This is a genomic window from Qipengyuania rhodophyticola (assembly GCF_042493225.1).
Taxonomy (GTDB): Bacteria; Pseudomonadota; Alphaproteobacteria; order Sphingomonadales; family Sphingomonadaceae; genus Erythrobacter.
In genome coordinates, this window is sequence record NZ_CP170454.1 from 963793 (window position 1) to 978021 (window position 14229).

20 protein-coding genes and 1 tRNA gene are annotated in these 14229 nt (G+C 56.0%); 10 read left to right on the top strand and 11 right to left on the bottom strand.

Features of this window, described 5'->3' with window-relative positions:
* Positions 1 to 116 precede the first annotated feature (116 nt).
* Positions 117 to 698 carry a DUF4440 domain-containing protein gene (locus ACFCXQ_RS04565; RefSeq protein WP_379553520.1) on the top strand — a complete coding sequence of 194 codons (582 nt, stop codon included), beginning with the start codon at positions 117 to 119 and terminating at the stop codon, positions 696 to 698.
* A gap of 20 nt (positions 699 to 718) precedes the next feature.
* Here ACFCXQ_RS04565 and ACFCXQ_RS04570 read toward each other — a convergent pair whose 3' ends face one another.
* From ACFCXQ_RS04570 to ACFCXQ_RS04590, 5 genes are all read right to left on the bottom strand, one after another.
* Positions 719 to 1180: a hypothetical protein gene (locus ACFCXQ_RS04570; protein WP_379553522.1), complete on the bottom strand. Its 462-nt coding sequence runs from the start codon at positions 1178 to 1180 to the stop codon at positions 719 to 721.
* Positions 1181 to 1264: 84 nt separating this feature from the next.
* The gene (locus ACFCXQ_RS04575; RefSeq protein ID WP_379553524.1) at positions 1265 to 1717 is read right to left on the bottom strand and encodes a DUF4870 family protein; all 453 of its coding nucleotides are present in this window, start codon (positions 1715 to 1717) and stop codon (positions 1265 to 1267) included.
* Positions 1718 to 1828: 111 nt separating this feature from the next.
* Entirely contained in the window at positions 1829 to 2392 is a 564-nt protein-coding gene (locus tag ACFCXQ_RS04580; RefSeq protein ID WP_379553526.1) for a thermonuclease family protein, read from the bottom strand.
* 15 nt (positions 2393 to 2407) lie between these two features.
* Positions 2408 to 3022 carry a hypothetical protein gene (locus tag ACFCXQ_RS04585; protein WP_379553528.1) on the bottom strand — a complete coding sequence of 205 codons (615 nt, stop codon included), beginning with the start codon at positions 3020 to 3022 and terminating at the stop codon, positions 2408 to 2410.
* Positions 3023 to 3100: 78 nt separating this feature from the next.
* Positions 3101 to 3478, bottom strand: coding sequence for a BufA1 family periplasmic bufferin-type metallophore (locus tag ACFCXQ_RS04590; protein ID WP_379553530.1), 378 nt, complete (start codon positions 3476 to 3478; stop codon positions 3101 to 3103).
* A gap of 187 nt (positions 3479 to 3665) precedes the next feature.
* On the opposite strand from ACFCXQ_RS04590, the gene argB reads away from it, so the two are divergent.
* The 6 genes from argB to ACFCXQ_RS04620 all read left to right on the top strand — a co-directional run bounded on the left by argB (position 3666) and on the right by ACFCXQ_RS04620 (position 8366).
* The gene (argB, locus tag ACFCXQ_RS04595) at positions 3666 to 4571 is read left to right on the top strand and encodes an acetylglutamate kinase (RefSeq protein WP_379553531.1); all 906 of its coding nucleotides are present in this window, start codon (positions 3666 to 3668) and stop codon (positions 4569 to 4571) included.
* A gap of 95 nt (positions 4572 to 4666) precedes the next feature.
* Positions 4667 to 4960 carry a YggT family protein gene (locus tag ACFCXQ_RS04600; RefSeq protein WP_379553533.1) on the top strand — a complete coding sequence of 98 codons (294 nt, stop codon included), beginning with the start codon at positions 4667 to 4669 and terminating at the stop codon, positions 4958 to 4960.
* Between the two features lie 4 nt (positions 4961 to 4964).
* The gene (gene folD / locus ACFCXQ_RS04605) at positions 4965 to 5858 is read left to right on the top strand and encodes a bifunctional methylenetetrahydrofolate dehydrogenase/methenyltetrahydrofolate cyclohydrolase FolD (protein ID WP_379553535.1); all 894 of its coding nucleotides are present in this window, start codon (positions 4965 to 4967) and stop codon (positions 5856 to 5858) included.
* Positions 5855 to 6613 carry a hypothetical protein gene (locus ACFCXQ_RS04610; protein ID WP_379553536.1) on the top strand — a complete coding sequence of 253 codons (759 nt, stop codon included), beginning with the start codon at positions 5855 to 5857 and terminating at the stop codon, positions 6611 to 6613. The genes folD and ACFCXQ_RS04610 overlap by 4 nt, the downstream gene beginning before the upstream one ends.
* A gap of 10 nt (positions 6614 to 6623) precedes the next feature.
* Positions 6624 to 7247 (top strand): MarC family protein, encoded by a 624-nt coding sequence (locus ACFCXQ_RS04615; protein ID WP_379553538.1) that lies wholly within the window; start codon positions 6624 to 6626, stop codon positions 7245 to 7247.
* Between the two features lie 99 nt (positions 7248 to 7346).
* Positions 7347 to 8366: a serine hydrolase domain-containing protein gene (locus tag ACFCXQ_RS04620; protein ID WP_379553540.1), complete on the top strand. Its 1020-nt coding sequence runs from the start codon at positions 7347 to 7349 to the stop codon at positions 8364 to 8366.
* On the opposite strand, the gene ACFCXQ_RS04625 is transcribed toward ACFCXQ_RS04620, so the two are convergent.
* From ACFCXQ_RS04625 to ACFCXQ_RS04640, 4 genes are all read right to left on the bottom strand, one after another.
* On the bottom strand, positions 8363 to 8785 hold the full coding sequence (locus ACFCXQ_RS04625) for an MAPEG family protein (RefSeq protein WP_379553542.1): 423 nt from the start codon (positions 8783 to 8785) through the stop codon (positions 8363 to 8365). The genes ACFCXQ_RS04620 and ACFCXQ_RS04625 overlap by 4 nt on opposite strands.
* On the bottom strand, positions 8782 to 9432 hold the full coding sequence (locus tag ACFCXQ_RS04630) for a TetR/AcrR family transcriptional regulator (RefSeq protein WP_379553544.1): 651 nt from the start codon (positions 9430 to 9432) through the stop codon (positions 8782 to 8784). The genes ACFCXQ_RS04625 and ACFCXQ_RS04630 overlap by 4 nt, the downstream gene beginning before the upstream one ends.
* An 87-nt stretch (positions 9433 to 9519) precedes the next feature.
* Positions 9520 to 10125, bottom strand: coding sequence for an LON peptidase substrate-binding domain-containing protein (locus ACFCXQ_RS04635; protein WP_379553546.1), 606 nt, complete (start codon positions 10123 to 10125; stop codon positions 9520 to 9522).
* A gap of 16 nt (positions 10126 to 10141) precedes the next feature.
* Complete coding sequence (locus ACFCXQ_RS04640) at positions 10142 to 11074, bottom strand: tetratricopeptide repeat protein (protein ID WP_379553548.1); 933 nt, start codon at positions 11072 to 11074, stop codon at positions 10142 to 10144.
* A 196-nt stretch (positions 11075 to 11270) separates the two neighbouring features.
* On the opposite strand from ACFCXQ_RS04640, the gene ACFCXQ_RS04645 reads away from it, so the two are divergent.
* From ACFCXQ_RS04645 to ACFCXQ_RS04655, 3 genes are all read left to right on the top strand, one after another.
* Positions 11271 to 11345: transfer RNA gene (locus ACFCXQ_RS04645), tRNA-Gly, on the top strand.
* A 102-nt stretch (positions 11346 to 11447) separates the two neighbouring features.
* Positions 11448 to 12767 carry a tyrosine-type recombinase/integrase gene (locus ACFCXQ_RS04650; protein WP_379553550.1) on the top strand — a complete coding sequence of 440 codons (1320 nt, stop codon included), beginning with the start codon at positions 11448 to 11450 and terminating at the stop codon, positions 12765 to 12767.
* A 59-nt stretch (positions 12768 to 12826) separates the two neighbouring features.
* On the top strand, positions 12827 to 13192 hold the full coding sequence (locus ACFCXQ_RS04655; protein ID WP_379553551.1) for a hypothetical protein: 366 nt from the start codon (positions 12827 to 12829) through the stop codon (positions 13190 to 13192).
* A gap of 45 nt (positions 13193 to 13237) precedes the next feature.
* Here the strand turns inward: ACFCXQ_RS04655 and ACFCXQ_RS04660 are convergent, their stop codons facing one another.
* On the bottom strand, positions 13238 to 13864 hold the full coding sequence (locus tag ACFCXQ_RS04660) for a hypothetical protein (RefSeq protein WP_379553553.1): 627 nt from the start codon (positions 13862 to 13864) through the stop codon (positions 13238 to 13240).
* A complete protein-coding gene (locus tag ACFCXQ_RS04665) occupies positions 13854 to 14156 on the bottom strand; it encodes a hypothetical protein (RefSeq protein ID WP_379553555.1) in 303 nt (100 codons plus the stop codon). The genes ACFCXQ_RS04660 and ACFCXQ_RS04665 overlap by 11 nt, the downstream gene beginning before the upstream one ends.
* Positions 14157 to 14229 lie beyond the last annotated feature (73 nt).

A 14229-nucleotide genomic window follows, 5' to 3' on the forward strand; every position in this document is an offset into this window, starting at 1 on the left:
CACGTTAAGGCGCATCCAGCCCGGACGCGTAGCTTAGGTGTAAGCCCCTAAGGCTCCTTGTGTCGGCGCCACCGATGTGTATTATTCACACAATACACTAAGCGAAGGATGCCCCCGTGCTGCTTGCTCTTGCTCTCGCCCAGACCGCTTCGACCGTCTCCGCAACACCGCCAGAGCCTGCGCCCATCCCTCAACTCGAGGAAGCAACGAAACAGGTGATCGCGCAGGATGCCGAGCTTTTCTGGGCGGCCTTTGAGGGGTGCAATGCGCGGGCGGTAGAGGATTTGCTGACAGACGACTTTCGCATGATCCATGATTTGAGCGGGCTGGTTGCGGATAACCGCGACAGCTTCGTGGCTTCGATTGCTCAGCAATGCGCGGCCCGCGAGCCCGGAGGCGCTAACCCGGGATATAAAAACCGCCGCCTGTCTGTACCCGGTAGCCGAACGGTCACCCCGCTCGGCCAGTGGGGCGTGCTGGAACGGGGCATGCACACTTTCCATGAATTGCGGCAGCGCCCAGCAGGTCACTATGGCGTGGATGATCCAGGTGGCCCTTCATGGGTGCAGGTTGGCGGCGCACGCTACATCCATATCTGGCAATGGATGGCGAACGAGGGGCAGTTCCGCCTCGCCGAAAGCATCAGCGTCGATCACGGAGCGGCTGCTATCTATCCGCCGTCCAATGCGCGGGAGTAGCTTTTAAAAAGGGCGCTGATTTAGATTGAAACGCCGCCCAGCAGTACGCGGGAGTACCACATATGAAACGGGATAAGCGCGCGGACGATCGTGCGATCCGGTTCGCGCAGCCAACTGCCGAAGAGCAGGCGGGTTGAACCGTCGCCGTCTGGCTGAACGCAGAGCCAGCTTGCAGTTGCGCCTTGGAAGTCGCGCAGCAGTATCTCGGTTTCAGTCCGGTCAATCACATCCCAGGCGGCAAAATTAGCTGCTTCACCGCGCGCTAGCTTAGCTGCATCGGCATTGTTTGCACCGCGCCTTATTAGGCCCAATGCGAGACGCTCTGGCCGGAAAACAGCGCTGGTATAAAATGCCTCGATGAAGTTACTCAGGCTGACCGCAGAGGGGACATCGCGCGCAAAACAATCGCGATAATTCTCTGGCCCGCCGAAACCGGCGAGCAGACTGCTCGAGGGCACATCGCATGCGAAGACCTTTGCCATGCGCGCATGTTACCCCTCCGAAAGAGAAGGCACTAGTGCGTCATGCGCACCATCACATGCGCACAAATGATGCGCCGCCTTAGCTTAGAACATTAGTGTTTCGGGGTCTGGCATCGGCTCCTGTTTCTGCGCCTTGAGCATGCTCATGACGCTGCGTACCAGTACCCAGACTGCGATGACTGGGAACAGCAGAAAGCCAATAAGGATCACTGACAATACGGTCGCGGCGATAGAGGCTGCAAAACCGATCCAGAAAGTTCGGATCAGGTAAGTGTAATGCGATGTCATCCAGCTTTCATTGCTGCCGCCTTCGCCTTCACCTTTCCACACATGGCCAAGGACAATGCCCACAATGCCAGAAATACCGGTAATAATGCTGCCGAGGTAGCATAGGCTGATGATCGTAGGGCGGTTCAGATCGAACCCTCCACCAGCGCTGGGCGGGCCGCCGGATGGGCGGCGCTCAGCCGATTGATCGCCGAACTTTACTGTGCCGCCAGTCTGTTGGCCAGTGGGCCTTTCTTGCGTACCGCTCATAGTAGTGTCCCCTTATCGCGCGGAGAAAGTGGTGGCCGCGCATTGCGAGGCATAGTGTATCAAGCGTGAGGCATAGCGCAATGGGGCTTGGCGAGGGCATAGTGAATGCATTCAGGCAGGCTCGCACCAGTCATTTTCCGCTGCGCCCCAACCGCTTTGGCTGGCTAGCCCGCGCGCAATCATATGGTCAGCGAGCCATTCGCGGCGGATATCTCCATCGCCATTGGGCATCTCGCGCCATGCAGCGCGCAGTTCGCGGCCATATTTGTCGTAGGGCGGTTCATCGCCGCCATCCCATTGGAAAGGGTTCGCGTTCAGCCATTGCGCGAGGGCGGCGCGGGCCTTGGCCGCATGCCGACGTTCGGCCTCGCATTTTCCATCCATTTCGGGTGCATCAAAGCCGGTTAAGCGCACACGGCGGCGGGTTTCGCCGCCTCCAAAGACGATAGTGTCGCCATCGGGCACGCAGGCGGCGCTGCCACCGCCTTGCCCGCAAATACCAAAAGTCTGGTCGACGGTGCGCGCATCGCGCGTTGCCATATTGGGAATAAGCCCTGCCCACCATGCGGCAAATACGAGGCCGATGATAACGATCCACCAGCCCAATCGACGCAATAGCTTGCCGCGCTTGCGGCGGCTTTGCCACTTTTTGTCAAAACGTGCGGGGCGAACCACAGGCCGTTCCTACACTCACCACGCTGGGGGAGGCGGATCCACAGGCTTGCTCAAGTCAAATTCGACACGAAACAACCGTCGCTGCGGAACCGGTCGCCGCAATTGATACACAAATGTCGGCTGTTCAGCATCGCTCTCAGCACCATCAACTTCGATCCGCCATGTGTTGGCAACCGATGGCTCAAGTCCGGTTTGTTGGAACAGTCTGATGCTTTCGCTATCGGCCGGAAAGTCCTGCGCGCGTGAAGCGCCTGCATCCACCGCATCTCCGCCATAATTGGTGACCTGGTCAAGCGAGCCATCGCGGTGAGCATGGCGGTGTTTGAGGCGAAGTCCGGCTTCAGTTCTGGTGATTTGCCACGTGCGGCTGCGATCCCAGCCATCACTCGGGTCGCCGATATGGAAGGGAATTTCGATCAATGTGTCTGAGCATTCAGCGACATGCATAATCATGGCTCTGCCGCGCATGTCGGCATCAATTTCGTCTCTACTAACCAGCCTACCAGAATAGGCTTTGCCGCAATGGGACTGCAGCGCTGACCAAAAGGTCCCTTGCGGGTTAGGATCAGTTTGGGAGCATCCAGAAAGGATGCAGGCAGACAATGCGATAAGGCCACTGTGTCGTTTCATAACGCGCAGTGTGGCACTAGGCGGGCCGCGCTGCAATGGCGACCCGCCCATTACCTTGTCAAATAGCCTGAGTGAAACTTAGGCTTCGATTGGCTCAAGCGAGCCAGTGCCGTTTGGTGTTTCGGTAGTTTCGCAAGAGCCCGCGTCGACATAAGTCCAGGCATTGCCTTGATAATCGACGGTCGACGTGCCAGCACAGCTTGTGCCCGGGCCAGCCGCGCAGTCGTTCGCTCCAGCGAGTGAGATGCCGTAGCACTTCTCTTTGTCGCCAGCCGTTTCAGCAGCAGCAACCATTTCAGCGTCCGCATCGGCAGTTTCTGCCATCGCGCCCTCTTCGGCCATTGCTTCTTTTTCAGCCATTGCGTCGCCGTCTTCAGCTGCGCCGCCGCATGCGGCTACCGCAAGGCCAGCCATAATCGCAGTTCCGAAGTGTGCTGCAGTTTTGAGATTTGCCATGATATCAAGTCCTTTGTTCTCAGGCGGAGTAGCGCAATAGTGCTCTACCCTCGAACCGCAGGTTCGTTGCGATTCTATAGAAGGTTACGCTTTAGGCGGACCATGCGAAACCGTTTTGCATGTCGGTTTGAAGCGGGCTAAGCGCATTTTTCGCACTACACGTCGCAACTAACCGACAGGCAATCTCATGAGCGCAGAAAGCGACACTATGGCGGGCATTCGTCACAAGGCAGAAACGCTGATTGAAGCACTGCCCTATCTTCAGCGTTATGCAGGGAAGACCTTTGTCGTAAAATATGGCGGCCATGCCATGGGTGATGAAACCGCGGCGATGGAATTTGCCAGCGATATTGTTCTGCTGAAGGCTGTCGGAATCAACCCTGTGGTGGTTCATGGGGGTGGCCCCCAAATCGGCCAGATGCTTGAGCGGCTGGGTGTAGAGACGAAATTCGTCGACGGCTTGCGGGTGACAGACAAGGCGACGGCGGAAGTGGCCGAAATGGTCCTGTCCGGCGCGATCAACAAACAATTAGTCGGCTGGCTGGCCAAAGCGGGCGGCAAGGCGATTGGTCTGTCGGGCAAAGACGGCAATTTGGTGGTCGCGACCAAGCTTCAGCGCACGCAGAAGGACCCGGAAAGCCTGATTGAGCAAGCTTTGGATCTGGGCTTTGTCGGTGAACCTGCCAAGGTCGACATCAGCGTGATTGATACCGCCATTGCCAGCGGCATGATCCCGGTAATCGCGCCAATCGGTGCGGGCGAAGATGGCCATACCTACAACATTAATGCGGACACGATGGCGGGCTCTCTGGCAGCGGCTCTGGGCGCAGCGCGGCTGTTTCTGTTGACCGATGTCGCTGGTGTGCTCGACAAACAGGGCGAACTGCTCAGTGATTTGAACCCCGCTGATATCGCGAAGCTCCAGCAAGACGGAACCATCGCAGGCGGGATGATCCCCAAGCTGGAGACCTGCGTAAAGGCGGTTGAGGCAGGCTGCGAGGCCGCGGTTGTGCTCGATGGGCGCGTGCCCCATGCTATGCTGCTCGAGTTCTTCACGGCGCGCGGTGCGGGCACTCTGATCAGCGCAGCGTAAAGTTTGGCCCGCTAAGGATAAGCAGACCTTGCGAGTTGGCAGCAGCCGTCTTACTTGGCTAAGACGGGCTGCAAGCAATAAGGACACATGCCGATATGCAGGCGCTTTATACAATTTACGATATTATCAGCATGCTCACCAATGTTCTGGTGATGCTCGTGATCATCCAGTTCATCATTGGCCTCTTGTTTGCGTTTAATGTCGTGAACCAGTCCAATCAGTTTCTGGCGAGCTTCTACAATGCGATCAACCAATTGCTTGAGCCGGTCCTGCGCCCAATTCGCAGGATCATGCCGAGCACAGGCGCGATTGATTTTGCGCCGCTGGTGCTGATTATCCTGCTCAACGTTATACTGATCGTGCTGTCCGGCATCATCCGGGGCATGTAAGCATATGGCCGCAATCCGGATCGACGGCAAAGCTTTCGCTGCCACTTTGAGAGAGCGTGTGGGCGAACTTGCCAGCGCATTTGAACAAGCGGCGGGCCGCAAGGCTGGCCTCGCGGTAGTGCTCGTGGGTGAAGACCCGGCGAGCCAAGTGTACGTTCGCAGTAAAGGCAAGGCCACTGTCGCGGCGCATATGGCGAGCTTTGAGCATCGCCTGCCTGCCGGCACTAGCGAGGCGGATCTGCTCACGCTTGTCGAACAGCTTAATGCTGACCCGGCAGTGGATGGCATTCTCGTGCAATTGCCGCTGCCGGATCATCTTGATGAACAGCGCGTTGTCGATCGGATCGTGCCGGAAAAGGATGTGGACGGCCTGACCCCCACCAGCACGGGTCGCCTCGCGCTGGGGCTCGATGGGCTGGTTCCGTGTACGCCTCTGGGCAGTCTAATGCTGCTCAAAGATCAGCTTGGCGATCTCACCGGAATGAACGCCGTGGTTATTGGCCGTTCTATTCTGGTCGGCAAGCCGATGGCGCAGCTTCTGCTCGATGCCAATGCGACTGTCACAATCGCGCATAGCCGGACCAAAGATTTGCCCGAGGTGGTGAAGCGTGCGGACATTGTGGTCGCTGCGGTGGGACGGGCCGAGATGGTCAAGGCAGATTGGCTGAAAGACGGCGCAACCGTGATTGATGTTGGCATTAACCGCTTGCCGCCTGAACCTGGCGCCGAGAAAGGTCGGCTGGTGGGCGATGTTGCTTATGATGAGGCCTGTGAGAAGGCGGGAGCGATTACGCCGGTGCCTGGCGGGGTTGGGCCAATGACTATCGCTGTATTGCTGCGTAACACGCTGGTCGCGGCGTATCGCAACGCCAATCTGGAGGTTCCTTCCGAGCTATGAGAGCAATAATCGCATTATCGCTAGGCATATTGCTGGCAAGCTGCGCGAGCGGCGGGCCGCCCCGCCAAGTAATTGAGCGATGGGAGCGAGCCGTTGCCAATGCGCCGGGCGCAGCGCAACCTAGCAGGATTGTCGCGACCGAATTGGGCTTTGCACGCGCTGCCCAAGAACAGGGGCAGTGGACGGCCACTCTCGACTATGCCGCACCGGGCGCTGTTCTGCATGGGCGTAATGGCCCGGTCGATGCAGCCACGACTTTGGGCCGCCTTCGCAATCCTGAGCAATCCGCTGCTTGGTCAACGCGCACCGTGGTGATGAGCTGCGATGGCGCGCTCGCGGTGAGCCAAGGCCGCTTCATGGATGCCGAACGCAAAGTCGGCAATTATGTCACCGTTTGGAAGCGGCAGAGTGACGGCTCCTACCGCTGGCAATATGATGTGGCCGGGCGCGATGATCCGCAGCCCGCGCCTAGAGTAGAGCCAGACATTCCTGAAGGCGCTATCGTTGTTGAGGCGCTTGATACGATCCGCGGCTTGGTCGCAGACTGCACGCGCGGCAGAGAAGTTCCACCGCCGCCAGCATTATCACTCGCGAGTGAGCACCCGCAGAACGCTATCCTCTCGCGTGATGGAACCTTGCGTTGGCGCTGGGAACATCAGCCGGACGGCACCAAATATGTCGCGGTGGATTTCTACTCCGGTGGCAGATGGCAAACCCCATTGGAAGAGGCCTTGACCTCACCGCCCGAAGGCTGAGCCAGCACATATGAGCGAGCTTTTCATCTCCGCTTTTGTGACGCTGTTCGTGGTGATTGACCCGCCAGGTTGCGCACCGATTTATGCCGGGTTGACCAAGGGCGCTACCCCAGCGCAAGCGCGCAATATGGCGATCCGCGCCAGCTTGATTGCGGCCGTCATCCTGCTGATATTCGCGCTCTTTGGCGAGGATTTGCTCGGCGCACTCCATATCGAACTTGATAGCTTCCGTATTGCAGGCGGTCTGATGCTGTTTTGGATCGCGTTTGAAATGGTGTTTGAAAAACGCACGCAGCGCCGCGAGGAACGCGCGGAGAAGGTTGCTGCTGACCCGGAGGTCGAAGACGTTTCGGTGTTCCCGATGGCGATGCCTATGCTGGCTGGGCCGGGCGCAATAGCGGCGATCATGCTGCTGATGAATGAAGCGCAGAATTTTGATCAGTCGCTGATGGTGCTTGGCGCATTGTCGAGTGTGCTGCTCATCACCATGGTCGCTTTGATCGCTGCGGGGCCATTGATGCGGCTATTCGGTGACAGGGTAGAGGCGGTCGTCACGCGGTTATTGGGCGTGTTGCTCGCCGCGCTCGCCGCGCAATATGTGATTGATGGGCTTAAAGGCAGCTTCGGGATTTAGCCGGTTCTGGATCGGTTCAGGACAGCTGCGCCAACCCGCCGAGAGATTGTGCGTTCGGACTAGGGGGCAATCATCGGTATATTGAGACACATTGTGGCGATGGCAAGCGCATCATTGCTCGTTTGCCCCAGCGTGACCATGGCACAGCCAATCCCAGACTGGAGCATCGCGCAGCTCGAAGATGCCATTTCCGAAGGCGAGCTGGGCAAGATCAAGGCAGCGGCAATTGAGCAGAGCGGCGAGACAATTTATCGCGAACGCTTCGACAAGGCCGAGCCAGGCAGGCCTGTTGATATCAAATCGGCGGGCAAATCGATCACTGCGATCGCTGTCGGGATGGCGATAGATGATGGAGCATTGCCGGGCCTTGATACGAAGGTCTGGCCGTTGCTGGGGTCTGAACGCGGCGCTCCTTTCGACGCAATCACGGTTGCAGATTTGCTCGGCATGGCCTCAGCGCTCGATTGCAATGACTGGGAACGGCGTTCGCCCGGGCAAGAGGAGAAGATGTACCGCACCCGTATCTGGCGCGATTTTGCCCTTAGCCTGCCTGCCCGCGAATTTGTGCGAGATGAGGATGGTGACGGGCCATTTTCTTACTGCACAGCGGGCGTATTCCTGCTTGGTCAGGTCGTCGAAGCAGCAACCGGCGAAGCGTTTGATGCATATGTCGAGCGCCGCCTCTTCGATCCGCTAGCCATTGACGGTGCCGAGTGGCGACGCTCACGCTCCGGAGAAGTGCAATCGGGAGGTCAGCTTACCATCTCGGATACCGCTCTTCTCAAGATTGGACGCATGGTGCTCGATGGTGGTGAGTGGCAGGGTCAGCAAATCGTTTCGAAGGAATGGCTGCAGCACATGCTCACCCCGCGCCATCAATTGGGCGAGCATGTGCATTACTCTAACCTTTGGTGGGCTACGCTTCTGCGTTCAAAATCAGGGTATGTCCCGGCGCTGATGATGAAAGGCAATGGCGGCAATATGGTCGCGCTTGTGCCATCTTTCGATGCGGTGCTGGTCGTCCAGACGCGCAACTATAATCGCAAGTCTGCTGAGCGTAATGGCTTCACCGTACTGACGACTTTGCTGGCCAGTCTTGGAGAAGCGCCTGCTGATTAAACCTGTGTCACTACGATTGCGCCGGCTGCTCCCAGAGCGGTCGCCAGTGTTCCGAAGGCGCCCATCGCCCGCATTCCTGCAAAGGCTTTGCGCGCACCGGTCAAATCCTCTCCATGCGACCCGGCGAGGGAGGAAAACCCGACCGCATGGAGGAGGCGCGCAGCACCGAACAGAATGCACAAGCCTAGCACCCAGCTGGTTTGGCCCGCGATGATTTCAAGCAGGGCCAGCACGACCAGAAACAGCCCTGAGTTTTCGGCAAGATTGCCGTGTCGACGGACCTTGCGCTCCAAATCGCGATCGTCACCATTGCCGATGAACTGGCCTTTCGCGCGGTGCAGGCCAACTGAGAGCATAAGGATGACCTGCAGCACGATGAGAAAAGCGCCAAGCACGGCGGTGTAGAGGGGAAGATTCATAGGATGTTCGTTCCTTCAGGATGCAGCCGCATTGCACTGCCGATCAATGTTAGGGAGGCGTTACCTGCATCAAGGACGCGCTCTGCTTCTCGCGCGAGGCGCGCTGATGTAAATGCGCCGTGCAATTGTTGGACAAGCATTCGGGCAAGCTCAGGTGGCTGCCACTGTAGATCGCTGCGCAGCTTTAACGCGTCTTCGGCGATTGTGAGCAAATAGCTTTCGATATGGCTGAATATGCGGTGCGCTTCCTCGCGCACCTCCGGGATGTCCTGGCCAAGCTCCAGCGCGAGGCTGGCTATCGGACAGCCGAACATATCGCCCTCCTCCTCAGCGAAGCGACGGTGCGCTTCGTAAAGGCAGCCATAGATTGCGGCCAACCGGTCGTCTGGGCCGGAGTGCTTGGTGAAAGCAGGCTCAAAAATGTCGGCGATCACGCTCTCACCATTGTAGACGACAGCGGCAAGGGCGAGCTCAGCTTTATCGAGGTAATAGCGGTAGATAGTCGCTTTGTTCACGCCGCTTTTCACCGCGACGTCGTCAATAGCCACGCCATGAAAACTACGCCGCCAAAACATGCCAGCCGCTGCCTCTAGGATGCGCTGGCGGGTGGCTTGTGCTTTGGTGGTGATGGGGAGCTGTTGCGGCATAACTAACCAGATAGTTAGTTTTCCTACATTGTAAAAGCGCTATTGTGCGACGCCGCGTCGCGTCATGCGCTGTGACCTATTTCCTCTTTACTGGAGGGTGACTTTGTCGTCTCCGCCGTCGCGGAGAGAGAAAAACTGCATCAGCTGGATCAGCATATCGCAGCGATCCGAGATATCTTTTGCTTCGAGCAGCGCTTGTTTGGACGCAACATCAAAAGGCGCGATTTGTGAGACCCCATTGATCAGCGAAGTGTCATCGAGCCGCTCAACCGAATCCCAGTCGACGCTATAGCCTTGAATATCGGCGAAACGCCGCGCCTCCTGCTCAAAGGCGGCGCGCTCGACTGCGGCAAGCACCTGATCCTCTTGTTCTTCAATCACCTCGGCTTCCACTTGACGAAACGCCGTGCCTGCATCGAGCTCGCGGGTCATGCGAAAGCGCTTTTCGCCGGTCAGCAGCAGGTTGAAGCGTCCGTCTTCCATCGCCTCGACATCCTCAATCCGGCCGATACACCCGACTTCGTAAAGCGGCGCATCATCGCCGCCGCGCTGCGGCTGGATCATCGCAATCCGGCGGTCTCTTGCGAGCGCATCGGTCGTCATTGCGCGGTAACGCGGCTCAAAAATGTGCAGCGGCAATTGCAATCCAGGAAACAGGATTGCGCCGGGCAGGGGGAAAATCGAGAGCCGCATAATAGTGTAACGCGTTTTAGCTGAACAGGATCCGGGAAAGCCGGCGGCGAGTGGCCACCACCCACTCATCCTCCAGGCCAATAGCCTCGAAAATCTGGAGCAATTTGGCGCGCGCCGCGCCCTCGTTCCATTCGCGGTCTGCTTGGACCATGGCGAGCAATTCGTCAGCCGCCTCGTCTTTTTGACCGCCGGCATAGGCTGCCTCTGCGAAGGCAAGGCGTGCGTCCATATTGGCAGGATCTGCTTTGGCCGTGTCGCGCAAAGCGCCCAGCTCACCATCGTCCACAGCCGTGCTGGCTAGCTCCAGAGCGGCTTTGGCGGCAGCGATCGCGGGGTCAGCTTTGATGCCTTCGAGTTCAGGGCTGGTCTCCACCGCTTCGAGCATCTGCTTTGCTTCGTCGGTCTGGCCGCCAGCAATCTGAGTGCGGATCATCCCGCCAATCGCGGCGGCATTTGTGGGATCGAACTGAACGACCTGTCCGAATGCGGCGAGCGCCTGTTCCAGATCACCATCGGTCAGCGACCGCTCGCCCATTTCGACCATTTTTGCGATTTGCTCAGGCGTTGGTGCGCCCGGTTCGGTCGGGGCACCTTCGCCAAGCGGCAGCTTTTCAAGCAGCTGATCGAGCATTTGCTTAAGCTGGCCTTCGCTGCGCGCATTGGTCAGGTCCGCAACCGGTTGGCCTTGGAACAACGCATAGACGGTCGGGATCGATTTGACCTGAAACTGGCTGGCGATGAATTGCTCTTCATCGACATTCACCTTGGCAAGGATCACGTCCTTATCGGCATATTCACCGCAGACTTTCTCCAGCACTGGGGTCAGCGCTTTGCACGGTCCGCACCATTCGGCCCAAAAGTCGAGGACCACCAGTTTCGACATGGACGGCTCGACCACTTCTTGGCGGAATCGGTCGACCGCTTTTTGCTCTTCAATGTTAAGGCCCATGCTTGCCACGATCAGTCCTTCCAAATTCTGTTTGCTGGCCGCTTATGTGGGATGTTTCCATGCGAATGTGAAGGGTCAGGCATCAAGTCTTGGCGCGGCTAATAATAGTGCTTGCACCAAATAAAGACCGCTGCTAATCGCGCCGCCTCCCCAGTGATCAGGGCCGTTTCAGGTTGATCATTGCGAGCGTCAGTGAGCGGGCGTAGCTCAGGGGTAGAGCACAACCTTGCCAAGGTTGGGGTCGGGCGTTCGAATCGCCTCGCCCGCTCCATTTTCCTTATAAATCAGTTGATTATTTGAGCCCAGTTTTCTGGGAGTGCGATTTCGTGCATATACGGATCGCATTCGGATATCCGATTTTGGAGGGAATAGCTTGGCCGAGGAAAGTTCAGATCAGCGATTTGGCAGTGGTGAATCGGAATCGAAAGCGAAGGTCAACTCGGAAAAGAATGTCTTGGAATCAAGAACTTTCAAGGATGGAGCTATCTATCTGTTTATCCGAGAGGACTACAAAAAGAAGACTTGGATGTGTCGGATCAAAGTTCCGAACCGAAAGGGATATGTTTATCGATCCACCCGAACGACCGATGAACATGAAGCCTACAAGTTTGCTGATGATCTTTATCACGATGAACTCGTCAAATCCCTCAGTGGTCCCAAGCAGCAGGGAGAACGGATCGGGAAAGCTATCGATGAGTATGTTCAGAGATTCGAATCCAAGCGTTCGATGCTATCCATCCACTACAAGCTACTGCTGATCGAGAGATGCCGATCATTCTTGGAGAAGAAGACATTCGATCAGCTTGATACCAGGTTGATCTCACAGCTCTATGAAGAGCTTTCAAAAAACTCGACCAAAGGGTCACTTTCAGAAAATTCGATCAGAAGGATTCAGTCTGATCTGAGACACTTCTTAAATTGGTGTGTCGAAGCTGGCTTTCTGGACGAGCTTCCGAAGTTACCAAAAATCAAAACCCAACCATCAAGACGTCCTCATTTCGATTCTAATACGTGGAGAAGGCTGGTCCGGCATTTCCGGGAGTTTGTGAAAGTAACGAACAGAAAGACCCTCAGAGACCGTTCTATGTTGAGAGATTATGTTCTGATCCTCGGCAATACAGGAATTCGTGTCGGTGAAGCCCATGGATTGAAATGGCGTGATGTCCGGGAGGAACTGGGTGATGAACAGGGGAAATCGATCATCGTTCTTACCGTTCGAGGAAAGACTGGCATTCGTGAAGTTGTGGCCAGAAACACCGACGTGAAGAAATATCTCAAGAGGATATTTGATCTTAGAGTTGCTGAGCTAAGCAATTTGAAAGGAGAGAATACCGAGCCTGCTTTAGACAACTACATATTCTGCCATCCTGATGGGTCACCGATCAAGAGCTTCAAGAAATCGTTCAATTCTCTGATCAAGTCGGCTGGCGTGGAAAGAGACACGTTTGGTGACAAGAGAACCGTTTATTCCCTCAGACACACCTACGCGACCTTTCGACTTCAGGAAGGAACCAATCACTATGCATTGGCTCAGAACATGGGAACGTCCGTATCGATGCTGGAAAAGCACTATGGTCACACCACTAATGTTTCAGCAGCAAGTGAGCTTACCAAGTCACGAGAGCGAACCCATAGCGGCAAGCAATCACCGAAGAATGCTAAGCGATCAGAGTTTGGTTGGTTGAGCGATTAAAATCGTTGTTTTTTCAATCGCCTGGTTGGACCTCCCTTGTCAGCAAAGGAGGAATACCAATGAAACTGAAGCTAACATCGAAGAGCCGTCCAAAGACAATCTCTCCAGAAATCCAACGCCGTGAACGGCTAGTTCACCGGATTGACCAACAAATCGGCTATGTCCGTCAGATCATAGAAGGACAAAGGCCAAGAGCCTCGTGGCTTTGGATGTCCACCGACGGAACTTACTACCTTCCGATTAAATACGGAAAGCAATCCATCGAACTGCAGAAGGGAATGGTCTCCATCGAATGCCAAAACCTTGACGAGGTTGAACATGCTTTGTGTGAAGTTCGCGGTATGACGCTAGCCGGGAAGCTAGATGAGCAGCTTCAGCAAGCGTCGTCTGCGATTAGAAAACGATTTGAGAAAGGAGGCATGTAAAGAGCTGTTGTAATTCATTGTTCCGACGTAGCAGTGTTCGACGGCCTAGTAGGCCGCGTGGCTCCATATTTCAGTGACTAACGAACTTTGATCTACACCGTTAGTATCTACCGTTATCGATCCACCGTACTTTCCGTCGAACACGAATCTGCAAAGATGGGTGGAGCTACTTTCAACTTCGGGATGAGGAACAAGCGAGCAATTTTCCAGATTGGCATGGTCGACACAACCGTTCTCGAGATCTTCACTTGAGCATTGATAACCTGTGGCAATCATATCAGATCGTGATCGGGCTGAGATACCAGCAGCATTCAATTTGCGGTATGCTTCACCGTAAGTCATACCGACTTCAACCCCAGAAGCGGACAGTTCATTACTAGCGCTTTCGGCAGCTGCAGCCATATTGGCATGCGCCTCCAGATAGGCGGAATGCTCTAAGGCTTCAGTTTCCAGTTCAGCTGTTGAGTCATCCAACGTTATACTCTCAACGGACTGATTTGCTGTTTCTACAAGTCCCTCATTCTCATTCAATGTTGCTGTCGTTGAAGTGGCCACGGTTGTTGGCGGGCTTTCGTCAGTGCTGCCAACAAAGGCCAGCCCTGTACCGACAGCTACGCAGCAAGCGCAAAAAACAAGACCGATCTTCCAATGAGCGCCTGAATCAGTTGCCATCGGAATTCTCACGCAGAGCAATTCCACGATATTCCATGAGGTCGGCAATTCGTTCAATCTCTGACCCGACCTCAGAGTAGCGATCATGGATCGAGATCGCGACCGCTACCATACCAAGGCTCAAGATCATGAGGACAATAATCAATATCGCAGCGAAGACCCAAAGTATGCCAGTTTCTGTTCCGAGAAAGCCAGTGTTCAGACCCCTCACAAGACCGAACGTGGCTCCGATGATCACAAGAGCAAAAATGCCTATGATCAAATAGCGGTATAGATCGACGATAACTCTCACGATTGCCTCTCCCTGAAATGCAAAAACTGCATATCCGATTATCGCATGTAGGCAAACGCTCGTTTCGAAGCAC